This window comes from Tengunoibacter tsumagoiensis, assembly GCF_003967535.1.
GTDB lineage: Bacteria > Chloroflexota > Ktedonobacteria > Ktedonobacterales > Ktedonobacteraceae > Tengunoibacter > Tengunoibacter tsumagoiensis.
In genome coordinates this window covers 1,596,882-1,621,185 of sequence record NZ_BIFR01000002.1, presented here as the reverse complement: position 1 = coordinate 1,621,185, position 24,304 = coordinate 1,596,882, and the positions used below count along the sequence as shown (strand labels likewise).

Below are 24,304 nucleotides of genomic sequence, written 5' to 3'. Positions count from 1 at the left end.
AGCTCATGAGTATAAGAGAAGACCTGCTCAAGCGTCGTGAGGAGCTTTCAGCAGGGAGACAATCGTTATTGCAAAAGCGGCTGAAGCAATCAGGGGCATCTGGACCTGAGCTGCGGCGCTATGCTCACGAAGGGCCAACGCCTTTATCCTTTGCGCAACAGCGGATCTGGTTTCTCCAGCAACTGGAGCCAGAAAGCGCTGCGTACAATGAGATCATCGCGGTCAGGTTGCGTGGAACACTTCAGTTGCCTGCATTGTTGCAGGCAACGCGTACTCTGATCTCCCGTCATCCCATGTTCTCGGTCCGTTTTTTTGATCGTGAAGGAGAGATCTTCCAGCAGGTAGCCCCTCTCTTCGCATCCCAGATCTCTCTGCCCCGCTATGATTTTCAGCATCTCTCCGCTCACGATTGTGAACAGGCTGTACGGCAACAGATGCATGATCTGGCTGCACAGCCCTTTCAGTTATCGCAGGATGTACCCTGGCGTGGCTCCTTACTGCACGTGCAGCCAGGAGAGCATATAGCCGTTTTTGTCATGCACTATATCATTGCAGATGGATGGTCGATACATCTTTTTGTCCGCGAATTGGCGACACTCTACGCTGCTATTGTGCAAAAAGTCGCGAATCCCTTGCCAGATCTTCCCATCGGCTACACCGACTTCACCCTCTGGCAGCGTGAAGTCTTACAAGGACCCTATTTCGAGCGCTTAGTGACCTATTGGCGTCATCAACTGGCTGCTGCTCCATCGCTGTTGACCTTACCAACTGATCATCCACGTCTCCCGCTTCTGGAGCAACGTCGACAGTCTCACCCTGTGATCATCTCGTTAACGCTACTAAAAGCCTTACAGACATTGGCTCAGCAGAATGATGTGACGCTCTTTATGATCTTGTTGGCAGCGTTTGCTCTGGTTCTCGCGCGCTATAGCCATCAAGATGATCTCGTGATTGGCTCGCCAATTGCAGGTCGAACACAGATTGAGCTTGAACCAATTATTGGTCGCTTTGTGAATATGCTTGCGTTACGCATACAGTTTACCAAGACTATGCCCCTCTCTCTCCTTCTTCAGACTGTGCGAACCACCGCCCTGGCCGCTTACGCTCACCAGGATCTGCCATTTGAGAAACTGGTTGAGGAGCTTCGGCCACCCCGATCTCTTAGCCATAGCCCTCTCTTTCAAGCCGTACTGGCACTGGAGAACGTGCCACAAGCGCAAGCGCAACTGCTGGATCTTCAGATTAGCCAGCTGGACAGCACCGTTGAGCAGACAAAATACGAACTATTTCTTTCACTTGAAGCGCGTGGAGAAGAATTGCAAGGGAGGCTGGATTATAACGGTTCGCTGTGGAACCCGATGAGCATAGAGCATCTTGTTGAGCAATGGTTTCACATTCTGACGGTACTGCTTGAAACCACAGCGTTGACCATCGGAGAGCTGTTTGCTTCATTGCCAGATGGCCCCTGGACTGAGCAGACGACACCCTCAGTAGAGGTAGCTTCTCCCCCTCAGATCTCCAGACCCGCAACCGCATTAGAAGAGAGACTCATGCAGATCTGGTGCGAAGTTCTCGACTTGCCGCACATTGGTCTGTATGATGATTTCTTTGTATCAGGTGGGCATTCTCTGCTCGCATTACGGCTTATTTCACGTATAAAGACCCGGCTTGGGTATCGGATTCGCCTGATGACTCTCTTTCAAGGCAGAACAATTGCTGCACTCGCAGAAGAGTTAGCAGATCAGCATTGAAAGGGCCTAGTTTTATAGTACACTATTTACTGTTCAGATAAACGATCAACCGGAGTGAAAGGAATAATACATGTTAAAGGGATTAGGCGGCCTGTTACACCGCTTTCGTTGGAGCGTCCTGGCCCTGACGATTGTGATTACGGTCCTGGCAGCCTATTACGGGATTGGCGTCTTTGATACCTTAAAGGGAGCAAGCATCAATGATCCGGGGAGCGAAGCCATTCAAGCGGGAAAATTGATTGGAAGTAAGCTCAGTTCAAGTTCAACGGATGTCGTCGTTCTTCTCAGTAGTCCAACACTGCAAGCCAGTGACGACGCCTTTAAGCAAGCTGTGGATGATCTGCAACAGAAGCTTCAGGCGCGTTCAGAAGTTGACTCAGTCACATCGTACTATACAGATAAGAGCGCAGGAATGCTCTCGCGCGACCAGCATGAGATCTTGATGCTCGTCAACCTCTCGAGCGATGGTGCCGGAAAGATGGGGAATTATAAAAATATTGCTCCTCTTTTCACCTCGCCAACCCTGACCGTTAATACTGGTGGCACAATCGTCTCCGATATTCAATTCAATGATCAGACCGGAGCTGACCTCCAGTATGCAGAGCTGGTAACGCTGCCAATTATTGCCTTGTTGCTCTTTTTGATCTTTGGAGGCGTCATAGCGGCGCTATTGCCACTCATCATTGGCATCTTTGCGATTATTGGTTCGTTTGCCATCCTGCGTCTCCTCTCGAACTTTATGGAGATCTCGAGCTTTGCTGTGGATGTCGTTGCCTTTATGGGACTGGGCCTGGCGATTGACTACTCCCTCTTTATTGTTACTCGTTTTCGTGAAGAGCTGCTGCTCAACGAGAACGACGTTCGAATCGCCTTGCATCTCACACTGGCAAGCGCCGGGCGTACAGTCCTCTTCTCTGGCTTAACCGTTGGCACAAGCCTGATCTGTCTCCTGATCTTCCCTGAAGTATTGTTACGTAGCATTGGTTTAGCCGCCATCTCGTCAGCATTAGTAGCCATGCTGGCCTCATTGCTGGTCTTACCGGCCCTGCTAGCAATCTTTGGTCTGCGTATTAACGCTCTCTCATTAAATAAAGTGCTCCGGCGCAGACCGAAAAGCGTCGTTCAGGATCATGGTGCCTGGTATACCTTAGCAAAATTTGTCATGCGTTTCTCCATTCCCGTCACTCTGGTGATTGTCGCCTTTGTCCTCTTCCTGGGAACACCTTTTCTGCATGCAACGTTCTCTTCGCCAGACGAGCGGTCGTTACCTGAAGGCAGATCAGCTCGTGTTGTCCAGGAGCATCTGAAAAAGAATTTTGTTGGTCAGGGCGTTGCAGAGATGGACATTGCGATCACCACATCGGGCGATGTCCTCTCAGCTGATAATCTGGCCCTGCTCCAGACCTATGTTGCGCGGCTTCAGGCGACGCCCCATGTGACGAGCGTGCTCAGCCTGACCTCAGTTGATCCACGCTTAACCCTCAAAGATTACCAGCAGCTTTATGCTCATCCTGAGAGCAGCCCTGAATTGGCGAAGGTGGCGAAACAACTGGCGAATGGCAACGTCACGGAAGTCATTGTCACCACAGATGCGGTGGGCCATTCCGATCAAGCCCATGCACTGGTTGGAACAATTCGCGATGTGGCAGTGCCATCTGGCATCACCCGTCTGATTGGTGGGACAAATGCGGTTGAGGCGGACCTGTTTAAGAATATTGAGGCAACGATTCCATGGGCTTTGAGCGTGATGGCGATTGCGATTCTCATTCTGCTCTTCCTCTTAACGGGCTCCATCATCATGCCAATTAAAGCCATTATTCTGAACACCCTGTCGCTCTCGGCTACCTTTGGCGTTCTGGTCTGGGGTTTCCAGGATGGCAACCTGCAAAAACTGCTGCACTTTCAATCAATTGGAAGCCTCGATAGCACCCAGACCATTCTCATCTTTGCGCTCGCCTTTGGTCTCTCAATGGATTATGAGGTCTTTCTGCTCAGCCGTATTCGCGAGCAGTTTGACCTGACGCATAGCAACCGTGAGGCTGTGGCCTTAGGCCTACAGCGTACTGGTGGCTTAATCACCAGCGCGGCCATCCTGCTGGCAGTTGTCATTGGAGCCTTTGCCACCTCCAAGATCATCTTTATTCAGGAGATTGGCGTCGGGGTGGCTCTGGCAGTGCTCATGGATGCAACTTTAATCCGTAGCCTGCTTGTCCCGGCAATGATGAGCCTGTTGGGTTCGGCCAACTGGTGGGCTCCGCGTCCACTGCGTGCGCTCTGGTCTGTCATTGGTCTACGTGAAAGTGAGCAGAGTACCCTCGAACAGAGACCAGTACCGTCCGAACTCTTTTTGCAGGATAGCGAAGAGAAACAGATTCAGACGCTGTAAAGCAGAGGGCAGGAAAGAGGCATCTCAATCTTCGAGGTATCTTCATCTACGTAGGATGGATTGCCTTGCCTCTTTCCCCTGCTCAGACGTGCGGATCAAGATCACTGGAATTGGTCCGTTTCAAGAGCCCATAGGGGCAATGAGTGATGAGTTCCCGATGGGAAGAGGAGATTTATCATGGCAGTGCAGACACATCCTTCAGCAGCCATTGAGATAACCCACCTGTATAAAAGCTATCGTATAGCCAAAGGACAGACCGTCCATGCCGTACAAGACCTGAGTCTAAGTGTCCCAGCCGGGCAGATCCTGGGATTTTTAGGTGCGAATGGGGCAGGAAAAACAACCACCATTAAAATGATTTGTGGCTTAATTACCCCGTCTGCCGGGCAGGTCTCGGTGAATGGCTATAATGTGACGCGTCAGCACCCACAGGCCATGAGACAGATAGGGGCGGTCCTTGAGGGGACCCGTAACGTCTACTGGCGGCTAACGCCCTGGCAGAATCTGATGTACTTCGGGCAGATCAAACAGAAATGGGGCCAGGCATTGCGGATCAGAGCCGAGGAGTTGTTGCGTGACTTAGAGCTCTGGGATCGTCGCAATGACCCGATTCGTCTCTTCTCAAGAGGAATGCAACAGAAAGTTGCCATTGCCTGTGCTGTCATTGCCGATCCCCCCATTATTCTGCTTGACGAACCGACATTGGGACTGGATACCCAGGCCTCGCGAACCGTCAAAGAATGGGTGTTGCGCCTCGCCCGTGAAGAGGGAAAGACGGTCATATTAACAACCCATCAACTGGACATGGCCCAGGATCTGTGTGATCGCGTTGCCATTATGCGCAAAGGTTTGTTGCTGGCAGATCAGCCACTCTCCGAACTCCTGTATGTCTTTCGACAAGAATATTATCAAGTGCGTGTCAGAGGGGCCCTGGGGGCACAGGATCTTGGGCGATTTCAAACGCTGGAACTGGCCGTTGATGCTGATGAAACGCTCATCAAAGGTGCGATCGCCAACCAGGAAGATGTATATGAACTGTTAGCGCTCTTGCAGCATGCGCATGTGCCATTGCTTACAGTAGAGAAGATAGAACCTGATCTGGAAGAAGTGTTTATTCAATTAGTAGAAGAGCGGAAAACACCGCTTGTTCAACTGCAAGGAGCCTCTTCATGAATACCGTATTAGCGATCTACAATGAAACCTATAAACGCTTATTAGTGACCTGGGATTATCGTTTTAATCTGATTGTCCAACTGGTGACGGTTGGCTTTATCTTCCTGGGGGCAAGCTTTTTTCTCGGTGGGGGAAGTTTTGATGCGCACCAGCTTGCGCCAGTCTTAATTGGCTATATTGTCTGGTTTTATGCCCGTATCGTCATCATGAGTACCAGTGCCGATCTGGTTGGGGAGGCACAGGCAGGAACCCTCGAACAGACCTATATGAGCCCGGTTCCGGCATCTCTGCTCTTATTAGGGCGAATGTTAGCGTTGTTGATTTCAACGACCATCATTGTCTTTCTCGTGACGGGGTTGTTGATGCTGTTGTTAGGGATCCGTTTTCCGCTACGCTGGGAGTTCCTTCCCGTGTTTCTGCTGACATTGTCCGGACTCTTTGGCTTTACTCTGATTCTAAGTGGGGCAGGGCTCATCTTTAAGCAGATAGATTCTCTGGCCGATCTGATTCAGAACATGCTGCTCTTCTTAACAGGCTCCCTTTTGCCCGTAGATCGTTTTCCCGTCTGGCTGGCCGCGATTGCGAAGACCTTGCCGATCACGCAGGGAATCATTGTATTGCGCCAGGTCGTGATTCAGCAATATTCGCTGGTAGCTGCCTGGCAGAGTGGAAGTCTCCTCTGGCTTGTGATCCATTCAAGCCTGTATCTCATCGCTGGCCTGATTATCTTTAAATGGTGTGAGAAAATTGCCAAGCGTCAGGGAACACTAGGACAATACTAGTGGTATTGATCATCCCTGAGCCTGTATAAGGCATATGCCAGAGAGAGGCGAGAGCAGAGGATACCAACATCTCTGCTCTCGCCTCTCTCTGGCATATGTTTTGGCAAGCTGAGTACCTCCTTTTCTCCTCTGTTGCCATTCATTATGCTATAATTGATGCTCAAATGAGATCACTGAAAGATGCAATTTGGTATGGAATTTCAACAACTCACCTATTTTCTGGCAGCAGCCCAGACACAGAATTTTCGGAAAGCAGCCGATATCTGTCTGGTCGCCCAATCTGCTCTTAGTCGGCAGATTGCTCAATTGGAAGATGAATTAGAGGTCGAACTCTTTACACGCAAGAATCAGCGTGTCACATTGACGCCAGCGGGCCAGGAGTTTGCTCAGTATGTCAAGGGAGCTTTAGATCAGCTTCAGCAGGGCAAGCAATCATTGAGCACATTGCAGGCAGGGCAGATGGGTACCATTACGCTGGGCTGTGTTGAGGCACTGGCCGCAGCTTTTCTTCCGCCATTGTTTGCAGACTTTCACCAACACTATCCACTTGTGCGGTTAAAAGTCCGTGTAAACCATACCGCAGAACTGATTACGATGGTGGAACAGGGAGAGGTAGATTGCGCCCTGATACTCGATCCTACCATGCATTCAGAAATTCTTATAGTCAAAGAGATATTCCGGCAACCATTACAGCTTCTGGTGCCAGAGGAGCATGCTCTGGCTCAGGAGCAGATGCCAATAACACTGAAAAGATTAGTTGAAGAGCCGCTCATTCTTTTACATGAAAGTTCTAAACTGGGCCAGATTACGCGACGTATTCTGGCCCAGCGCGGCCTGTCTGCTCGCCCATTGATTGAGATTGAATCTGTCGAAGGATTGAAGGAATGTGTGCGTCAGGGGTTAGGTGTCACGATGTTGCTACCAGCCTTGATTCGTACCCCTCTTTCTCACAACGGTCTGGTTTTGCGTCCGATCGTGGACCTGACAGAAGAATTTATCTTTGCCCTTATCTATCGACGAACGGGAACCCTTTCCGCGCCTGCACGTCTGTTTATTCGGACTATTGCGGATGCAACTGTCCTGACGGAGAAAAATGTAGAGCAAAGATAAGTGATTCCTGGGTTCTGGCCCTTAAAGAAGACGATGACAGTCCCACTCTTGAAAAGCGGCGACCAGACAGTGCATTTTCGGCCACCAGTACTCCTTTCCTGCTCCATCAGAGCCATCTTGAACGGGCATAAGCAGCCAGAAGATCAGGCCCGTGCGATAATCGGTCAGCAGATCATCCCATGAGTAGTTAGTTACTCCATGTTTCTGTAAGACGGTGTGATAATGACGCAGCATCTTCTCTTCGCGCTGCTGTTCATTCCTCTGCTCAGGAGTCCAAAACGCTGCACAGAGATTGGCAAGATCATAGCCTGCGATGTCGACGGTTGGTGATTGCCAATCGAGCAAGTACGTCACACCTGTTCCTGGCTTCTTTGGGGATAGAAAGTTGGCGAAGTAGGAATCGCCATGAACAAGGGTCAGATTCCTCATCTCGCGAAAACGGGGTTCCAGATATTGTTTCCAGTGATGAGATACATGATCCAGCACCTGTTCATACAGTTCCCGTAACTCGCCAGGAAACCATGCCTGCTCATGAGCGAGAAGCGATTCCCATGAGTTTCTGCGACGACGAAGGTACAGGTCAAATCGTTCTGCATTTCGAGACCAGTATCCGACATCAAAAACGTTCTTTCTGAGCAAGGGGTGATCCCACCAGTACGCATGGATCTGGGCGAGTGTCTCGATAACGGCTTCGATGTCAGCCGCAGCAGGCACTCCTTCCACCAGACTGATCTGTTGATCACGTGTCACGGGCGGTCGATGGGTCTCTGAGAGATCCTGCAAAAGTATGTAGGAGTTTCTCCTTTGCTCATCAGAGGCTGCCGCATAACAGGGAATGATCACAGAGGGATGGTCTGGTAGAGAGGCGACGAGTTGATAAAACTTCACTTCTTCCATACCTGCCTCCTGTTCCCAGGTACTTTGTCCATTCTGCTTGAGTATCAGACGCCTGGGGGCATCGACAGAAGCAGCCTCGGAATAGCGGAGGAACAGGTGATTCGTCTGAGAGTTGAAAGCTCCCGTCGTTTCTATCTCAACGCTCCTTACCTCACCTTCTTGAAGGACTCCTGCGAGGCGCAAGACGGTAGTGAGCCACTGTGGTGTGAGAGGTTCGGGAACAGCAATAAAAGTATTCTTATCATCCATATTCTATACCTTATCTCTGAATTCAGAGCCGCTTTGGCTGAATAATTCTATGTTCTTTACCCCCTCTTCCATTTATTGTTCAGCGGAAGCTGAGCAAGTTTTTTTGCAAGCGATACTGAGGGGAGACGAAGATCCTGGCGAAACGGGAAGGTATAATAGGTTTCAATACCCAAACCTCCACGTTCATCTCGCAGGATTACGTAAAAAAAGTCGCCCACGGGAGACTGGTACGCATGCTATCGTAGGTAAGGCCATAGTGTGTAAGCACCTTTCCATAGGCAGCGGTATCACCCTCACGCAGAAGCCCCAGAAATAATGGCCCACACCCAACCCATTGATATCCCCGGCATATGACATCAATCCCACGCTCATGAGCTTCACGCTTTGCCGCTGTGATCACACTCAAAACGTTCTCAGACACGGGAATAACTGCAACCTCTGATTCCTGTCCCAGCGAAAGTGTCGCCTCAACGGCCTGAATGAGGATATTTGTTTCAAGATCGTTTGGCAGAAGAGAGTAGCTACCAGCCCCTTCTAATATCCCTAAGAGAAGGTGTGTTGGAGTGAGGACCGCATGATGCCACTTCTTCACCTTTAACTGTGCTCGTCTCATAGAATGGACCGCAAACCTGGTAAGATGGACACGAATTTCCCGATCAAATGCCGGATCAGCCAGTTGCGGCGTCCGGTCCTTCTCCTCACCATCATCGTCAAGCCTCTTAAACTGAAATGTACCTCGTAAATGAAACGTGCCTGGTATAGGAAGCATCGACTCTTTATCGTTTCTATCTCTGTCCATTCTACTCTTCTCCAGTACTATAAAGAGTATCTCTATCTATAATGTTACCATATCTACACGAACTAAATCCAGAAATCCAACACATAGTATCAGAGTAATGAAAAAGTTTGCGAGGCTGGATACCATGGAAGAGCTGGCATGGTGGAACTTCACGATCAATGAAGGAGACGCCCTCCTGTTTCTGTTACTTATAGCCAAAAACATACACAAATCTGCGCTATCAAGCCATCAAGTATGGCGTCCAGAATGTTTCAATTCATGCAGAAGAGGACATGAGCAGGAAGAGGAGGCAAGGCAGGTAGGGACGCTCAGCGGGCGCGACTGCGGTCTGGCCCCTGTCTGGGGGGACAATGAATTGAGAAGGGGTCACAGATCAATCATTGAGGCTGATGACAGGGGCCAGACCGCAGTCGCGCCCGAGAAATAACCTGATGTAGTATTATTCCTCTTCTTCGCGCTCTTCCCGATGCGAGAGCCTCTGTGGCCGTCAGAGGACCAACCCAGAACTTAAACGCCCTGTAGGGCATCTCTTTCCTCTAGTCACTCTCCCATGGCCAATGGGAAACGATGTTATGGAGGGGCTGGCATGGTGGAGCTTCAAGATGCGGAAGGAGACAAGCTTTTTTTTATCTAATTTTGCAATAAAAATATAATTTTGCTTGTTAAAACATGTTAAGTGGGGCGTCTCTTTCCTCTGGTCCCACTCCACTCAGTGAGCCCCTCCATCGTCCATTGGAAACGGGAACGGATGCTTGGACCGGGGGATAACTGATATAGTGCAGCGAATGTTTTAGTTGACTTAGACAATTCCGCATAAGATACAATGAAGTGAAAGAGAGCAGAACTCATGTATACATCTAGATGAGTACGGTGCGATTGAATTGCTCATCTTCACTGAGACAGACGATACCTGTTTGTGTTTCAACGTAGAGGAGAAGATGCATGGAATATCGACAACTTGGACAGTCAGGTTTGAAGGTGCCAGTCCTTAGTTTTGGGACAGCAACCTTTGGTGGGGGCGATGCATTTTTTCAGGCCTGGGGAAGCAGTGATGTCGCACAGGCAAGTCGCCTGATCGATATCTGTATGGAGGCTGGTGTCAATCTGTTTGATACGGCAGACATCTATTCCAGAGGCATGTCAGAAGAGATTCTGGGCAAGGCTATTGCGGGGCGAAGGGATGATGTGCTCATTTCAACAAAGGCCACCTTTCGGATGGCTGATGGACCCAATGCCCTGGGATCTTCGCGCTATCATCTGCTTCGCGCCTGTGAAGCTAGCCTGCGTCGGCTAAATACCGACCATATCGACATCTATACCATGCATGGTTTTGATGCCCTCAGCCCGGTTGAAGAGACGTTAAAGACGCTTGAGACCCTGGTACAGAGTGGAAAAGTGCGCTATATTGCCTGCTCAAACTTCTCCGGTTGGCATCTTATGAAGTCATTAGCAGTCTCACAGACCTATGGCTGGTCTCGTTACGTTGCACACCAGGCATACTATTCTCTGATTGGACGCGATTATGAATGGGAACTGATGCCACTGGCAGTGGACCAGGGAATCGGCACAATTGTCTGGAGCCCGCTGGGCTGGGGACGTTTGACTGGAAGAATTCGACGTAATCAACCCTTACCAGCCAATAGTCGACTGCATGTCACAGGGGATCAAGGACCTCAGGTCTCGGATGAGTTTCTCTACACAGTCGTCGATGCGCTCGATGACATCGCAAAAGAGACTGGAAAGAGCGTCCCACAGATTGCCTTAAACTGGTTGCTGCAACGATCAACCGTTGCCAGTGTGATCATTGGTGCTCGCGATGAGGAGCAACTGAAACAGAATCTAGGGGCAGCCGGTTGGAATCTCACGACAGCCCAGATTGCAAAGCTTGATAAAGCCAGCAATACGACGCCCATCTATCCATACTGGCATCAGCGCCAATCGATCGAACGTATCCCTCTCCCCATTCCCTATGAGGAGTCGCACTAATCGGCCAGCATCGTCTCTTATACCATTGACGGCATGATGTCACCTCAGAGTTATCTTATTCGTGAAAGAAGAGGCAGGTTTTCTTCCTGGTAGAGGCCAGTCACCCTACCAGCTACAAATCTTTTTAGCCGCTGTACATGGATCTGATGAGTGAGTGAGGAGAACCATCCTATGCAAATACCATCCAAGTATGAAGTCAAGACCCTCATGGAAGAGTACCACGATCCGTGTATCTCGCTGTTTCTGCCCATTGAGCGAGTTGGCCAGGAGACCCAGCAGAACCCGGTTCGCCTACGCAATTCCCTGCGTGAGATTGAACATCAAGTAGGACAGAACCCACGTTTTTCGACAAAGTTGACAGAGCTCCTGGAGCCACTCCAGGCATTGCCAGATGATGAGACGTTTTGGCAAGAAGGGCAAGGGCTGGCGATTTTCCGCAATTTGGAACAGTTTCGCTGTTATCACCTCCCTGAGCGTGTACAGGAACAGGTAGTGGTTAGCACCCATTTTTATCTCAAGCCCCTATTCCCTTTTCTGACCAACGAGGGTCATTGCTACATCCTGGCCTTTTCTCAAAACAGAATCAGGTTTCTTTCAGGAACCCGTTATACCATCCAGGAGGTGCTCTTACCAGAGAATGTTCCCGAAAGCCTGGCAGAGGTTCTTGGAGAGCATCCGGAAAAGGAGCTCCAATATCACAGCAGCACTTCAAAAGGAACCGTTGGAAAAGGGGGACGGCACGCCCTCATTTTCCATGGGACTGGCGCAAGTGATACATCAAAAGAACATCTCGTGCGCTACTTCCATCAGATTAATCGCGGCTTGCGTGAACTACTCCATGATGAAACAGCACCACTGGTACTTGCTGGCGTAGAGTACCTCATGGACCTGTATCGTGAGGTAAATACCTATCCCCATTTACTCGAGCGTGGCCTCCCTGGTAATCCAGATGACCTGTCAGAGCAAACCTTGCATAAACACATATGGCCACTTGTAGAGCCTATTCTTTTGCAAGCAAGGCAAGAGGCACTGGCACAATATCAGGAGCCAGCTGAGATCGAACGCATTTCCAATAATAGTAGTCAGATTGTGCCCGCTGCATTCGAGGGTCGTATTGCAACCCTGTTTAGCTCAAATAATCGAGAGCAGTGGGGACGCTTCGATCCCTTCACCGAGGCCATTGAGATCCATGAAAATGCAATCCCTGGGGACGAGGATCTCCTGGAGAGGGCCGCAACTCAGACCTTCTTGCATGGTGGATCGGTATATCTCCTCGATCCGACCATGATTCCCGGTGGTCAGCTTGCAGCAGCAGTGTTCCGCTATTAAGCAACCATGGTATGATGGTCAGCTGGCACTCTTCCTGAACCAGCTGACCATCATACTATTCGGTCAGGGCGCTCAAATAGCTTTCTCCCGGAGCGACATTCAGCGTATCAACCCACCAGGGGCTTCCCATGACTGGTTGCCCATTGTAGCTTAGCACCAGCATACGGATAAGATCACGCTCAAATTCGGCCAGTGCTCCCATCAGATGAAAGATCAACTTCCCGCCAGGTGTGGTTGTGTCGATCTTCTCGGTGAGGCTGATGAAATCGGCCCCTCGATCTTTGAGGAGGGTCAGTGTCTCAATGAGATCATTGAGTGAACGCCCCAGACGATCAAGCTTCCAGACAATGACGGTATCACCTGCTCGCACACAGCGTGTTTCTGTGCGTTGGCCCTTGAGGTAATTGAGCTTCCTCTTATTTCCATGTTCCCTTTATCAAGTATTGACTTAATTAAGCAATTGTTTTACAATCAGAGTATGGATATGTTTGTTGCGCTGGCTGATCCGACACGAAGGGCTATTCTAGAACTCCTTGCGAGTAGTGGTGAGTTAAAGGAAGAGCAAGCACGATCTTACCTACGAGAGAAAGGAAATACCTCATGGCAGGCAATACCTATGAAGGAGAAAGCAGCATGACAGAGAAGATAAGCATAGGATCTCCCTCCCAGGCAGTTTCACCTCGCTCTGATTTGAAACAGTTGGAGAAGTTAGTCGGGACATGGGAACTCTCCGGCGAGACTTCGGGGCGGATCACCTACGAGTGGCTAGAAGGGAGCTTTTTTCTTCTGCAACACGTGGATATGGAACACACTGGTAACTATATCAAGGGCCTGGAGGTCATTGGGCATCTGCGGCCCTTTGGGGAAGAGCCAGGCCCAGATATCACATCGCGTTTCTATAGCTCAACTGGCGATACCCTCGACTATGTCTACGAACTGGTGAACAATTCGCTCATCATCTGGGGTGGGGAGAAAGGTTCTCCTGCCTACTTCAAGGGAAGATTCAGCGAAGATGGCAACGCCTGTACCGGTGCCTGGGTCTTTCCGGGCGGAGGTGGGTATCGTACCACTATGACCAGAGTGGTACGATAGGAGGATCGAGAAATGGCTCAACCACTTCCCATCACGAAATCAGTATTCACTGGACAAACCCTGGCAGCGCGGATTTCCATCGCCACAGGAGTGCTCTTCGTGCTCCTGCTCTTGAGTCTCCACGTGCTTGAGCCAGAGTTTGACCCGATCTGGCGCTTCGTCAGTGAGTATGCTCTTGGCCCCTTTGGCTGGCTGATGCACCTGGCGTTCTTCCTGCTTGCAACCAGCCTGGCAAGTGCAGGGGTCGTCCTCTTTTCCTCCGTCCGCAGCATGGTGAGCAAAATCAGTCGCCTGGTGGGCTACATCGGTCTCGCCATCCTGGGCCTGGCTGCTATCGGCATACTCATCGCGGCCATCTTTACCACCGACCCCATGACTACTCCTCCATCGGCGATGACCTTGAGCGGGAATATGCATGTCTTTGGCGCTTCACTGGATTATACGCCGGTGGCTGCTCTTGTGCTGAGTTTCGTTCTGGCGCGTCAGCCAGCCTGGCGGCCTATTCGTCGATGGCTGTTTCTCACCGCCGGAGTAATGCTACTCGCCATGGTAGCATTTATGCTCATGCTGCCACATGACGGTAAATTCGGTCCTGGCGTGCTTGCCGGCCTGTTCGGACGCTTCCTGCTGGTGTCCTATCTCGGCTGGCTCTTGACCATTGGGTTCCACACCCTCAAGCTGTACCGCCGAGTTGACAACGCCTGACCGATGCTGATCTACCGTGCACAGTCATACAAGTCGTCCCCCTCTCGCAGCAGAGGGAGACGACTTGCTTTTTCATACATCTCTTTGTCGCAACAAACCAACGATTGTGACACTCAGCAGTTTATGTGAAATGAACTGCTGAGCGACACGACAGGTCGAGAAAGATTCATCTTAGGAATGAGAGGACACACCGTGATCTTCGGTGGCTATCTCTCGCGTCTCTTGATCGACTCCGTCTGGAAGCCGCAATGGTCGGAGATTGTCCAGGGAACGGGCCGATTGATGGCTAAAACTGTATTGGCCGATGAGATTAATATGTTTCCAGCCCAATGGAGTAATATACTGAGATGTCTCGGATGTGTAAACCTCTCTCGCGAGCTCAAGAGAACATCAACTGCTGAAGCTTTTTCAACGTGCCCGTTTGGGGAAGTGGGGTGTAGATCATAACTTTAAGTTCGGGCTGAGCTGGCACCTGCAAGGTCGTGTGCTCGAACATCAGACATCCTACCAATGGATGCTCTATAGTTTTATGAGCATCGGCTCTCCCACGTACATTGTGATGGGGCCACCACGCACGAAACTCTGGGCTTACACGTTGCAAATCAGCGATCAAACGTTTGAACCATTCCTCATCGGCATAACGAGCACTCTCAGCACGAAATTCCTCCATCACTTGCAATGCAACTTGCTCCCAGGTGGGCTCTTTGTTGAGAAGACGAATCTCTGGATCAGTAAAAATGCGCCAGATGACATTATATTCATATGGAGGCGCCATCTCCGTCCGTAAAAAGATCTGTGAAGCCGTAGCATTCCAGGCGAGATAATTCCAACGGCGATCGATGATGTACGCTGGAGTAGGGGTGAGCGCATCAAGCACACGACGTAACGCAGGGCTTACCAGTTCATCGGATGGAGCGGTCTCGATGAGGTAGGGCTGATTGGCAAAGAAGAAAAGATGTTGCCGTTCGTCAGGTGTGAGCTGTAACGCATCAGCAATGCTCTGGAGCACCTCCCGTGACGGGTTCACATCGCGCCCTTGCTCTAACAGGGTATACCAGGAAACACCCACATTCGCTCGCTCGGCTACCTCTTCTCGTCGCAATCCTGGGGTGCGACGCCTCCCACCACGCGCCAACCCAACCTCTTCAGGCGAAAGGCGCAGACGCCGCGTACGGAGAAAATCCGCAAAATCGCGTCTGCGTTGTTCGTCGCTCATCAGCTTTCTTGCTCCTTATCCTATCAGTCTCCATCATACGATAAAGAGACTCTGGTCCTCGTAGAACCTTCATGTGATACTCCTCTATGTATCACATCTTGTGATGGTCGTCGTTTCGACAAGAGAAAGAGAAACAGTAGTGCTCTGTGATCGCGTTCAGCGAATGGCTCTCCTCATCTGTCGGCTACGGTGGCTGGAACCTTCCCAATGGTCGAGGATCTGGTAGTCGCGCGTATGGGGTATGGCGCGATGCAGTTGGCTGGCCAGCACCCTGGCTGCGCTGTTGCTGAACCCATCATACAGCACCACTCCCTTGCTTGCAAGGGGTGAAGGTACCCCAGTGCTAACAAACACTGTCAAAAGTTGAAAGGAAATCATATGTCAGAGGGAAAAAAGACCGCACTCGTTACCGGAGCAAACAAAGGGATCGGTTTTGAGATCGCACGTCAGTTGGGCATCCAGGACATCACCATCCTTGTTGGTGTACGTGACCTGGACCGAGGAGAGGCCGCCATTCAGAAATTGCGTGCCGAGAAGATAGACGCCACTGTCGTTCATCTCGACGTAACCGATCAAGCCAGCATTAATGCTGCCGCAGCTTTCATTGAGCAGACCTGTGGGCGGCTGGATATTCTGGTGAACAATGCGGCTATCGCCGTTCAAGAATGGAGCACCCCACCCAGTCAGCTCTCGTTTGAAGATTTGCAGAAGACGTTCGCCACCAATGTCTTCGGCGTCTTCGCTGTTACCAAAGCCATGCTTCCCCTGCTGCGCCGCTCCCAGGCCGGGCGCATTGTAAATGTATCGAGCGAGATGGGTTCTCTGGCTATCAACAGCGATGCCAGCTCGGCCATTTCACGAATGCCACCCACTCTCGCCTACAATGCTTCCAAAACAGCCCTGAACGCTCTCACTGTCTTCTTCGCTAAAGAGCTGCAAGACACGCCCATCAAGATCAACTCGGTCAGCCCTGGCTATGTCGCTACAGACCTCAACGGACACAGTGGCCATCTCACGACCGAGCAGGGTGCAAAAGCACCTGTATCCTATGCAACCCTGCCAGCTGATGGACCTACTGGTGGTTTCTTTGGGGCCAATGGACAGATCGCCTGGTAGCGTTCCCGTGGAAGGTCAAGTGAACAAGCTCAAACTGCTCAATAGGACGATGTATGGCAGAGCGGGCTTCTCCCTGCTCTGCCAATGTGTGTTTCACGCGCTGTAGGACAGAGGTGGTAAATTGGGATAGAAAACGCTCTATCGGATATGGTATACTCCATTTATGAAATAGAGTATTTCAAAGGCAGAAAATTGCTTGAGTCTCATGAGGCAAGCATCAAGCTTTGAGAGGAGAAGTCTAAGATGTCATCTCGTCTAACGCCTTCCATATCCATTACTGTCAGAGGTATCCAGCACCGACTCTTATGGGCTGGAATTATTGCACCAATTCTTTTCGCAGCAGTTATTATAATCGATGGTCTCTTCAAGTCGGGGTATTCGGCAGCCGATGAGGCGATCAGCTACCTGGAGGTAGGAGTCAACGGCTGGATTCAGCAAACCAATTTCATCATTTTCGGTCTCTTGCTCATCGTCTTCACGGTGGGCTACATCCTCTGTATGCGCCCAATCGTTGGGCGAGTCTGGATCTCCATTGTTGGCATATTCCTTGTACTCTCTCATCTAGGATGGATCATAGCCGGTCTGTTTGTTCCGAACCCCTACCTGACACCACAAAATACTGTGCATGCGATTCTACATCAGTTATCCCCCATCATCATCTTCCTTTTTCTTGCCATTGCATCGTTGGTCTTAGGCGTGAAGCTCGTCTTTACTCGCAGGTGGCGCGCGTACGGGTGGTACTGTCTGATCATTGGTCTTCTTATGACAGTATTTCCGATTGTAAGTCTGGTCTATCTTATCACCCCGGCTCTTGTCGGAAACTTTGTGGGGAACGTCAATTCTCGTTCTCCTAATGATGGGTGGACCAATCGGATAGTGCTGTTGGTTGGTCCCATAGCCTGGTATCTGATCAGTGCGACGGTCGTGATGCTACACGTAGATCAGAAGATTGAAACGTCAAAGGGTTTGGAGGTGTAACGCTCGAATTGGACTAGACGTAAATAAGGGAATCGACCTTGCAGACTTCTATAAAATGGCTTGAGAATTGGGCTGTTGGGCGCAGATAGTATACATTCGTAGGAGAACGGGAGAGACTTGGAGTATGGACAACATTCTTGCTCAACATTATAGTTCAGTAGAAGATTATATTGCCTCACTCGACGAGCAAACGCAAAAAGAGAGTCACGTGCTGATTGAAATGATGCAACGAATAAGTGGGCATGAGCCAAAGCTGTTGAATGTAGGTACCCTTGGGTTTGATACCTACCATTACAGATACGACAGTGGGCGCGAAGGCGACAGTCATGTTCTTGGCTTTTATCCAAGAAAAGGAAAGATCACCGTTTATCTTATGGATGGTACGGCACGCTACTCGGAATTGCTGGCCAAGCTAGGGAAATATACCACTACCGGATATTGTGTGTACATCAAGCGGCTCAGCGATGTAGAGCTGCCAATCCTTGAGCAAATCGTGCAACAATCTTATGAGTATATCAAGTCAAAGTCCCAAGACGGGCCTATAGACCGAATATTATGGCAAACGGAAAAATAGACGTTTCTGCCTCTTCACTTCATTCTGGAATCTACAGATTAAGCGATCTCTCTTTTTTCTTTCAACGAGCTTTCCACGCAGGAGGCACAGTACCCTATGAGGCGATGATCAAGACGTACCAGAAACAGATAGAGTCACACATGAGACAGCACCTCTCCACGAGCAAGTTCAGAGAGGTGCTGGATATTATTGAAGTGCGGTCCTGGCTAGTTCAATGGCCAGGCTACCTCAAGTATGCATCTTCTCAGCAACTGCTTCAGGTAGTAGATCGCATCGACTACCTGGTAGATCGGTTGGAGCAAATACTTTTACCAATGGACCAGAGCTAAGTACCATTTCACTGGCCGACTCTCCTGTTTGAAATTTACTATCGGCCTTTCCATGACACTTTTTCGGGACATCTCCTAAGAAACACAACAATTCAGCCTTGTTTTGTGGTTGGCATCATGCCTGGAGATAATTGTCCCGAATACTGTTGATATGGAGGAGAAAGTGGCCAGCAATGTGGTACACAAAGGCCCGAACGGTGACGCGATGATCCCTCATGACGCTCGCACGCTCCAGTGCCTCTTCATCAAAACTGTTGAGAAGTGCAATTGTTGCTCTGCGAACGGCAGCCACTTCCTCAAGAATATCCTCAATGCTACGCTCGTTTGCCCCTGAATGCGCGGCATAGAGATCCGGGTCGAAGCCAAGCAAAGGAGTTAGGTCGTTGCGAGCAACCCGCAGCGCGCGATTCACGAGAATGCGCTCGTCATCGCTCATGTGTACGAGGATTTCTTTGATGGTCCACTCTCCTGGTGTGCACCGCCTCGTCAGTTGTTCGTTGGAGAGGGGCAAAATGAGTGCTTTGAGTATTGGCAAAATGTCGAACATGTGCTGGAGGACAAGGCCATCATTGGGTAAGAGATCCAGATACTGAATGGTATACGGGACATAATCCCCCTCGTGGGGCTTATGGATAACTTTCATAAAGCATACCTCTTGTTCCGAGATTGTGAGAGATCGAGGTTTGCCCATACTTAGAACAAAAAGTTGGAATAGGAAAATAGCCCAAAGAAGCTATAGAAGCCATATTTCGGTAGAACCGTTTCTTGCTAAGCATATCTTGTTGCTGTATGGCCTGGCAGGTGAGTGATCTGGGGCTATGCGGTAAGCCCTAGCGTATAGAGATCACCATTATAAGTTCCAATATAAACCATACCATTTGCCACTGTCGGTGCGGAGTCAATAGAGCTAGCGATTTGCTCAGACCAGAGAGGCTGACAGGAATTGCGACAAGCAGCATCGAAAGCATACAGTTTCCCATCGCGAGAGCCGACATAGACTACGTTGTTAGCTACTGCTGGTGAAGAATAGACAGAGCCATCTGTTTGATAGGACCAAAGGGGTGAACAGGGATTATGACAAGCAGCGTCAAAAGCATAAAACTTGCCATTATCAGAGCCAACATAAACTATTCCATTGGCCACTGCTGGTGAAGACCCAAATGGCTTATTTCCCGTGTAAATCCAGAGGGGCTGACAGGAATTGCGACAAGCAGCACTGAAAGCATAGAACTCACCAGTTTCGGAGCCAATGTAGACCATGCCATCGGCTACTGCTGGTGAGGCAACGAGAGCTCTGCCTCTTGAATAAGACCAGAGAGGCCGACAAGTCTTGCGGCAGGTTGCATCAAAAGCGTAGACGTTGCCGTCAAAGGAGCTAATGTAGACTATACCACCAGCTACTGCTGGTGAGGAATCAATCCAACCGTTTGTTTGATAGGACCAGAGGGGCTGACAGGCACTAGAACAGGAGGCATCGAAAGCATAGAGCCTGTTGTCATTCGAGCCGATATAGACCATATCGTTAGCTACTGTTGGTGAGGAATCGACCCAATCATTTGTTTGATAGGACCAGAGGGGCTGACAGGCACTAGAACAGGAGGCATCGAAAGCATAGAGCTTGCCGTCACGAGATCCAATATAGACCATACCACCCGCAACCGCTGGCGAGGAAAAGATAGGGCCACCTGTTTGATAGGACCAGAGGGGCTGACAGGCACTAGAACAGGAGGCATCGAAAGCATAGAGCTTGCCGTCACGAGATCCAATATAAATGGTGCTGTTGATTACTGCTGACTCAGAGTAAATAGAATTGCCTGTGTGATAAGACCACAGCGGAGCAAGATGAATCGCATTCATAGTATTGATAATTTGCTCATAGGGATTTAAACGGGTATGGGCAGCATTAAAGCCAAAATCTACTCCTCTTCTAGCAGTTACTGCCCAATACGTATTTGCTGCAGCCGTTGATCTCAAGGACGCGCGTAGTTGATCCTGCTGTGTTACAAAAAACCAGGCTATATTATTTCCTATAACCAGGAAAAGACAGAAGAGTATAAAAAATATGTTACGAAGACCAAAACGAGGCATGAAAAATGATGCGGGTATCTTAATCTTATGAGGGTGAACAATCTGAACATCTGGTTTATTTGTACGGATCTGTTTGCCATCCTGAGTTTTTTCTTCTTTTAGAAAAGCTTCAACTACTTTTTTGATTCCTTCGGCTACATCAAAGAATGCTTCATCTAAGTTAGACCATCCAGAAAGGGGTTTGGCATCCGTTGGAAGTACTTGAAGGTGACTAAAAGGGGTTCCTTGCCAATGGACGGGGCGGAGAATAATAGGAATAACATAGTTTGTTCCCTGGCGATGTCTCTCTAAGGCCTGTTCCATTTCTGTACTGTAACAATAATCCGAGTTGACAAAATCAGGACTTACTAAAAGAAGAATAATCTGAGCCTCGTCTAATTGCTGATTAATTTCTTGTTGCCAATTGGTTCCTGCGCTAATGTCACGATCGTGCCAGAAATCAAGAAGTCCCAGTTTTCTTAGCGCCCCTAACTGTTTTTGGAGTTTTTGTAGCAAAAGCTCATCTTCATGGGCATAACAGAAAAAAATTTTAATGGGTTTCTGTATTTTACTTTCGCTTGTTTTCTCAAGATCATTTTGTGGTGAAGAGGGAGTAGCGCCTTCAGTGGTTATATCCATGCGATTTTCTCCACATCCTGTTGCAGATCCTGCTTGGTTCCACGAATATAGAGCATCGTGTATCCAGCGAGTCATGTCCCATGATTTGGGCCAGACGATGACGGGAAACGAATTCTGCCATCCGATAGCCAAAGCGATGACGTAGGTCATGGGGACTGAGAGCAGCGATCTGAGCCTGCGTGGCGTATTTCGTCACCAAGTGTCCCAGCGCCCGTCCCGTCAGCGAACGGTGCGTTTTTTCCGAAGGAAAGAGATACTGGCAGTCCTGGCAAAGGGTTTCCAGATACTGGTTTAAGATAGATCGTGCGGTGGTATTAAGCGGAACCTCACGCACGTTCTTGCGTTTGCCTACAATCCGCAGCGTTCCGTTTCGCTTGCCCAGATGGATCTGCTGGCGCGTTAAGGTACAAAGTTCTTGCACACGTAAGCCAGTATGCAGCAGAAGAGTGACGATGGTTTGATCTCGAAGTGTTCCTACAGCATTGACTGCAGCAACCAACGCCTCTTCATCCTCATTGCTCAAATGTCGAGGAGGAGATGCTTCTTTGGGCACGAATTTGATGAGAGCAGCAGGATCAGACTGAATGAGCTGCGTTGTTCTGGCCCAGGCGAAATACTGTTTCAGGCTCATCAGGGTTCGATTCACTGATGACGATTTGAGGCCAAGTGAGATTTGGAGATACTCCCGATAGCGGATGAGCAGCGGCGGAGCCACCGCTTGTGGCGTAAAATTGCGTTCCTCTTGTTCGCCACACCAAGAGTCTTCATACCAGGCGATAAACTGGCGCAGGTCGCTGAGGGAATTGCAAATAGTGACTAGTGAGATATCCTCGAATTGTTGAAGCACCTGCCTATACTGATCGAGAGCCTGCTGACCACTTTCTGAGAGCATCGGTTGTGCTTTTCGTGCCATGCTTCACGCTCCTTGCCAGTATTAGCAAAAGTGCTTTTTGCCTGATTTTGGCGTGTATTAGCAGACATTGGTCCTCTTTTTGTGCTCGAATCTGTACATTTCATGTCTGCTCAGGTATTTTAGCAGAAGTCCAGATAAATGTATATATCTATCGGTGAATAAAGTGGGAAGGTCGAATTGGGTCTTCTCGACTCCAAGAAACCTGAGCAGGCTATGGATATCCTCCTCAAAAAAGTAGGGTGGCGTCTCGGAAGGGGCTGAGTCTCCGAAACCACGAATGTCGAAACGAATAACCCGATAGTGTTGCGCAAACACAGGGAATTGCTCGTCCCATAATCTTCTATGGACGAGCCCACCGTGAATGAGGATAAGTGGATGGCCTGTGCCTGCTACCTCATAGGCGAGCCGTGTGCCATTGACCTCGGCGAAGCCGTTTTGGTAGGTTTCTGCCATAGTATCACTCCTTAAAACTCTCTGATATGCTGGTCAGCTGATGAAAGAAGAGTGCCAGCTGACCAGCATACTATTTCGCTATACCATACTCCATGGGTTCGTACTGGAGACGTTCTATCAGTTGAGGAAGGAGAAGACCGTGGTCCGCGATTAAGGTTGGCACCTGATCAGGCAAGGTGGCCCAAAAGAACTCAAAAATATGCGGATCGCGAGAAGTAGAAGAGAAGTGTTCTGTATGTTGCCATACTGCTGGCGGCTGCCCTTGATACAAGAGGTGATAAAAATAACGCTGATGAATCTCTTCGCGTCCAAAATCTGCCATATCACGTTCCTGTTCACCAAGAAATCCATGTAAAATAAGGTGAGTCAAGCCAGTCTCTTCAAATGCTTCGCGTAAAACGGCCTGTTCTGGTGTCTCTCCCTCCTCAATAGTCCCTGCAGGAACCTGTATCCCTGCTTCTGGCGCGTGCGGATGACTGAAGACGAGCAATTTCTGCTGATGGGTGATGTATGCAAACACTTTTCTTTTGACCTGCTTCACAGTCATTTTCTCCTGTTCAAACATTCTCTTCATCTTTACGCATGTTAGAGTCCTGAAAATCACGATTTGTGCACAAAATATTCAAAAGATCTTGACGGTATATTTACCGGTGTGGTAGATTATATTTGCATTTTTAGAATAAATCAAGTAGCTGTTCGATGTTAGATTGGAGGCCGAAGGGTTATGGCAGGTAGTATTATTCGTTATCCTTTTCATGGCAAGGATGCAATGGTTCAAGTGTGTGACTTTGTCCGCACGTTTCCCTTGCAGAACCGCCACGTGCTCGATATCTCCTGGCGCATCAGTGCTCCGATTATCAACGAGGGACGTGATGGCGCTTTCTGGCAGGATACGCAGGGACGGATTGTTGGCTTTGCAGCCTGGCAATACTATTGGGCGGCCCTTGATTTCTTTATTCTCCCTGGTCCCACCGAGCAGGAAGTTGAAGCAGCAATCTTTGCGTGGGCAGAAGAACGGATGCATGAACGGGACGTTGAGCGTGGCTATCCGCTTTCCTACTGTGTGGAGTTCCGAGACGATGACGACACACGTCGTCAATTGGTAGAGGCGCATGGCTTTCTGCTCGAAGCAGATGATAGCTATGTTCTTTTCCAGCATACTCTTGATACCCTTGCGCAGATTCCAGCATTGCCTGATGGTTTTACGCTTCGTCCTCTCAGGGGCGTCGAGGAGGTAGCTGCCTATGCTGAGCTCCATCGTGCAGCTTTCGAGAGTACCTCGATGACGCCTGAGTGGAGGGCGCGAACGTTGCAAACTCCCCAGTACCGACCAGAGCTGGATCTGGTGATTAGTGCACCTGATGGTTCACTGGTAGGTTTCTGCGTAGGCTGGTTTGACGCAGATCATCAGGCTGGACAGATTGAGCCACTGGGTGTCCACCCACACTTTCATCAATACGGCTTCGGTCGCGTCTTGCTTTTAGAGATGCTCCGGCGTTTTAAAGAGCAGGGAGCCAGACGCGCATTTGTCGAAACGAATCTCTCTTTCATCCCTGCTCTACGCGCCTACGAAGCGGTTGGTTTTCAGCAGGTGCATACCATCCGCCGGAAAGGGAAATGGGCAAACCTTCATGAACAATAGAGATCTCTAGATATAATCATACATCGATAGCATTGCTCTGGCCTGCGATAACACACTGATCTGTAACTCGGTTAAAGCGCCAGGCTATTATCAAGGCTCTCACCAATCTCAATACTGC

General features: G+C 49.7%; 22 protein-coding genes and 1 pseudogene. 14 read left to right on the top strand and 9 right to left on the bottom strand.

Going from position 1 to position 24,304, the window contains the following annotated elements:
- Positions 1-5 precede the first annotated feature (5 nt).
- From EL628_RS27030 to EL628_RS27010, 5 genes are all read left to right on the top strand, one after another.
- On the top strand, positions 6-1,751 hold the full coding sequence (locus EL628_RS27030; protein WP_126583085.1) for a condensation domain-containing protein: 1,746 nt from the start codon (positions 6-8) through the stop codon (positions 1,749-1,751).
- Between the two features lie 70 nt (positions 1,752-1,821).
- Positions 1,822-4,137: an MMPL family transporter gene (locus EL628_RS27025; protein WP_126583084.1), complete on the top strand. Its 2,316-nt coding sequence runs from the start codon at positions 1,822-1,824 to the stop codon at positions 4,135-4,137.
- Between the two features lie 177 nt (positions 4,138-4,314).
- The gene (locus EL628_RS27020) at positions 4,315-5,310 is read left to right on the top strand and encodes an ABC transporter ATP-binding protein (RefSeq protein WP_126583083.1); all 996 of its coding nucleotides are present in this window, start codon (positions 4,315-4,317) and stop codon (positions 5,308-5,310) included.
- Complete coding sequence (locus EL628_RS27015) at positions 5,307-6,092, top strand: ABC transporter permease (RefSeq protein WP_218029009.1); 786 nt, start codon at positions 5,307-5,309, stop codon at positions 6,090-6,092. The genes EL628_RS27020 and EL628_RS27015 overlap by 4 nt, the downstream gene beginning before the upstream one ends.
- A 192-nt stretch (positions 6,093-6,284) precedes the next feature.
- Positions 6,285-7,202, top strand: coding sequence for a LysR family transcriptional regulator (locus tag EL628_RS27010; protein ID WP_161975802.1), 918 nt, complete (start codon positions 6,285-6,287; stop codon positions 7,200-7,202).
- 21 nt (positions 7,203-7,223) lie between these two features.
- On the opposite strand, the gene EL628_RS27005 is transcribed toward EL628_RS27010, so the two are convergent.
- Together EL628_RS27005 and EL628_RS27000 are read right to left on the bottom strand one after the other, a co-directional pair.
- Positions 7,224-8,348, bottom strand: a complete 1,125-nt coding sequence (locus EL628_RS27005; RefSeq protein ID WP_126583081.1) for a phosphotransferase — start codon at positions 8,346-8,348, stop codon at positions 7,224-7,226.
- Between the two features lie 196 nt (positions 8,349-8,544).
- Positions 8,545-9,147, bottom strand: a complete 603-nt coding sequence (locus EL628_RS27000; RefSeq protein ID WP_126583080.1) for a hypothetical protein — start codon at positions 9,145-9,147, stop codon at positions 8,545-8,547.
- Between the two features lie 942 nt (positions 9,148-10,089).
- Between EL628_RS27000 and EL628_RS26995 the strand changes: the two genes are divergently transcribed.
- Both EL628_RS26995 and EL628_RS26990 read left to right on the top strand, forming a co-directional pair.
- On the top strand, positions 10,090-11,133 hold the full coding sequence (locus tag EL628_RS26995; RefSeq protein WP_126583079.1) for an aldo/keto reductase: 1,044 nt from the start codon (positions 10,090-10,092) through the stop codon (positions 11,131-11,133).
- Between the two features lie 171 nt (positions 11,134-11,304).
- Positions 11,305-12,462, top strand: coding sequence for a baeRF3 domain-containing protein (locus EL628_RS26990; protein ID WP_126583078.1), 1,158 nt, complete (start codon positions 11,305-11,307; stop codon positions 12,460-12,462).
- A 163-nt stretch (positions 12,463-12,625) separates the two neighbouring features.
- Here EL628_RS26990 and EL628_RS26985 read toward each other — a convergent pair.
- Positions 12,626-12,832 (bottom strand): annotated as a pseudogene (locus EL628_RS26985) (recombinase family protein); the annotation flags it as partial.
- Positions 12,833-13,095: 263 nt separating this feature from the next.
- Between EL628_RS26985 and EL628_RS26975 the strand changes: the two are divergent.
- On the top strand, positions 13,096-13,554 hold the full coding sequence (locus EL628_RS26975; RefSeq protein WP_126583076.1) for a hypothetical protein: 459 nt from the start codon (positions 13,096-13,098) through the stop codon (positions 13,552-13,554).
- A 12-nt stretch (positions 13,555-13,566) separates the two neighbouring features.
- A complete protein-coding gene (locus tag EL628_RS26970; protein ID WP_126583075.1) occupies positions 13,567-14,259 on the top strand; it encodes a DUF998 domain-containing protein in 693 nt (230 codons plus the stop codon).
- Positions 14,260-14,638: 379 nt separating this feature from the next.
- On the opposite strand, the gene EL628_RS26965 is transcribed toward EL628_RS26970, so the two are convergent.
- Positions 14,639-15,475, bottom strand: a complete 837-nt coding sequence (locus tag EL628_RS26965; RefSeq protein WP_170211162.1) for a helix-turn-helix transcriptional regulator — start codon at positions 15,473-15,475, stop codon at positions 14,639-14,641.
- Positions 15,476-15,853: 378 nt separating this feature from the next.
- Here EL628_RS26965 and EL628_RS26960 point away from each other — a divergent pair, with 378 nt between their 5' ends.
- The 4 genes from EL628_RS26960 (at position 15,854) to EL628_RS26945 (ending at position 18,472) form a co-directional block, all read left to right on the top strand.
- On the top strand, positions 15,854-16,591 hold the full coding sequence (locus tag EL628_RS26960; protein WP_126583073.1) for an SDR family oxidoreductase: 738 nt from the start codon (positions 15,854-15,856) through the stop codon (positions 16,589-16,591).
- Positions 16,592-16,834: 243 nt separating this feature from the next.
- Entirely contained in the window at positions 16,835-17,569 is a 735-nt protein-coding gene (locus EL628_RS26955) for a DUF998 domain-containing protein (RefSeq protein WP_126583072.1), read from the top strand.
- A gap of 124 nt (positions 17,570-17,693) precedes the next feature.
- Positions 17,694-18,143, top strand: a complete 450-nt coding sequence (locus EL628_RS26950) for a DUF1801 domain-containing protein (RefSeq protein ID WP_126583071.1) — start codon at positions 17,694-17,696, stop codon at positions 18,141-18,143.
- Positions 18,144-18,283: 140 nt separating this feature from the next.
- On the top strand, positions 18,284-18,472 hold the full coding sequence (locus tag EL628_RS26945) for a hypothetical protein (protein ID WP_126583070.1): 189 nt from the start codon (positions 18,284-18,286) through the stop codon (positions 18,470-18,472).
- Positions 18,473-18,587: 115 nt separating this feature from the next.
- Here EL628_RS26945 and EL628_RS26940 read toward each other — a convergent pair whose 3' ends face one another.
- The 5 genes from EL628_RS26940 to EL628_RS26920 all read right to left on the bottom strand — a co-directional run bounded on the left by EL628_RS26940 (position 18,588) and on the right by EL628_RS26920 (position 23,109).
- Positions 18,588-19,115 carry a DinB family protein gene (locus EL628_RS26940; protein ID WP_126583069.1) on the bottom strand — a complete coding sequence of 176 codons (528 nt, stop codon included), beginning with the start codon at positions 19,113-19,115 and terminating at the stop codon, positions 18,588-18,590.
- Positions 19,116-19,288: 173 nt separating this feature from the next.
- Positions 19,289-21,253, bottom strand: coding sequence for a toll/interleukin-1 receptor domain-containing protein (locus EL628_RS26935; RefSeq protein ID WP_218029008.1), 1,965 nt, complete (start codon positions 21,251-21,253; stop codon positions 19,289-19,291).
- Positions 21,162-22,091, bottom strand: a complete 930-nt coding sequence (locus EL628_RS26930; RefSeq protein ID WP_218029007.1) for a tyrosine-type recombinase/integrase — start codon at positions 22,089-22,091, stop codon at positions 21,162-21,164. Before EL628_RS26930 ends, EL628_RS26935 begins: the two co-directional genes overlap by 92 nt.
- A gap of 57 nt (positions 22,092-22,148) precedes the next feature.
- Entirely contained in the window at positions 22,149-22,544 is a 396-nt protein-coding gene (locus EL628_RS26925) for an alpha/beta fold hydrolase (protein WP_126583067.1), read from the bottom strand.
- Between the two features lie 70 nt (positions 22,545-22,614).
- Entirely contained in the window at positions 22,615-23,109 is a 495-nt protein-coding gene (locus EL628_RS26920; RefSeq protein ID WP_161975801.1) for an NUDIX hydrolase, read from the bottom strand.
- Between the two features lie 159 nt (positions 23,110-23,268).
- On the opposite strand from EL628_RS26920, the gene EL628_RS26915 reads away from it, so the two are divergent.
- Positions 23,269-24,186, top strand: coding sequence for a GNAT family N-acetyltransferase (locus tag EL628_RS26915; protein ID WP_245994485.1), 918 nt, complete (start codon positions 23,269-23,271; stop codon positions 24,184-24,186).
- Positions 24,187-24,304: the final 118 nt, after the last annotated feature.

Excerpts from the sequence above, each read along its gene's own strand:
- EL628_RS27030 (WP_126583085.1), top strand. The coding sequence starts at position 6 with ATGAGTATAAGAGAAGACCTGCTCAAGCGTCGTGAGGAGCTTTCAGCA.
- EL628_RS27025 (WP_126583084.1), top strand. The coding sequence starts at position 1,822 with ATGTTAAAGGGATTAGGCGGCCTGTTACACCGCTTTCGTTGGAGCGTC.
- EL628_RS27020 (WP_126583083.1), top strand. The coding sequence starts at position 4,315 with ATGGCAGTGCAGACACATCCTTCAGCAGCCATTGAGATAACCCACCTG.
- EL628_RS27015 (WP_218029009.1), top strand. The coding sequence starts at position 5,307 with ATGAATACCGTATTAGCGATCTACAATGAAACCTATAAACGCTTATTA.
- EL628_RS27010 (WP_161975802.1), top strand. The coding sequence starts at position 6,285 with ATGGAATTTCAACAACTCACCTATTTTCTGGCAGCAGCCCAGACACAG.
- EL628_RS27005 (WP_126583081.1), bottom strand. The coding sequence starts at position 8,348 with ATGGATGATAAGAATACTTTTATTGCTGTTCCCGAACCTCTCACACCA.
- EL628_RS27000 (WP_126583080.1), bottom strand. The coding sequence starts at position 9,147 with ATGGACAGAGATAGAAACGATAAAGAGTCGATGCTTCCTATACCAGGC.
- EL628_RS26995 (WP_126583079.1), top strand. The coding sequence starts at position 10,090 with ATGGAATATCGACAACTTGGACAGTCAGGTTTGAAGGTGCCAGTCCTT.
- EL628_RS26990 (WP_126583078.1), top strand. The coding sequence starts at position 11,305 with ATGCAAATACCATCCAAGTATGAAGTCAAGACCCTCATGGAAGAGTAC.
- EL628_RS26975 (WP_126583076.1), top strand. The coding sequence starts at position 13,096 with ATGACAGAGAAGATAAGCATAGGATCTCCCTCCCAGGCAGTTTCACCT.
- EL628_RS26970 (WP_126583075.1), top strand. The coding sequence starts at position 13,567 with ATGGCTCAACCACTTCCCATCACGAAATCAGTATTCACTGGACAAACC.
- EL628_RS26965 (WP_170211162.1), bottom strand. The coding sequence starts at position 15,475 with ATGAGCGACGAACAACGCAGACGCGATTTTGCGGATTTTCTCCGTACG.
- EL628_RS26960 (WP_126583073.1), top strand. The coding sequence starts at position 15,854 with ATGTCAGAGGGAAAAAAGACCGCACTCGTTACCGGAGCAAACAAAGGG.
- EL628_RS26955 (WP_126583072.1), top strand. The coding sequence starts at position 16,835 with ATGTCATCTCGTCTAACGCCTTCCATATCCATTACTGTCAGAGGTATC.
- EL628_RS26950 (WP_126583071.1), top strand. The coding sequence starts at position 17,694 with ATGGACAACATTCTTGCTCAACATTATAGTTCAGTAGAAGATTATATT.
- EL628_RS26945 (WP_126583070.1), top strand. The coding sequence starts at position 18,284 with ATGAGACAGCACCTCTCCACGAGCAAGTTCAGAGAGGTGCTGGATATT.
- EL628_RS26940 (WP_126583069.1), bottom strand. The coding sequence starts at position 19,115 with ATGAAAGTTATCCATAAGCCCCACGAGGGGGATTATGTCCCGTATACC.
- EL628_RS26935 (WP_218029008.1), bottom strand. The coding sequence starts at position 21,253 with ATGACTCGCTGGATACACGATGCTCTATATTCGTGGAACCAAGCAGGA.
- EL628_RS26930 (WP_218029007.1), bottom strand. The coding sequence starts at position 22,091 with ATGGCACGAAAAGCACAACCGATGCTCTCAGAAAGTGGTCAGCAGGCT.
- EL628_RS26925 (WP_126583067.1), bottom strand. The coding sequence starts at position 22,544 with ATGGCAGAAACCTACCAAAACGGCTTCGCCGAGGTCAATGGCACACGG.
- EL628_RS26920 (WP_161975801.1), bottom strand. The coding sequence starts at position 23,109 with ATGTTTGAACAGGAGAAAATGACTGTGAAGCAGGTCAAAAGAAAAGTG.
- EL628_RS26915 (WP_245994485.1), top strand. The coding sequence starts at position 23,269 with ATGGCAGGTAGTATTATTCGTTATCCTTTTCATGGCAAGGATGCAATG.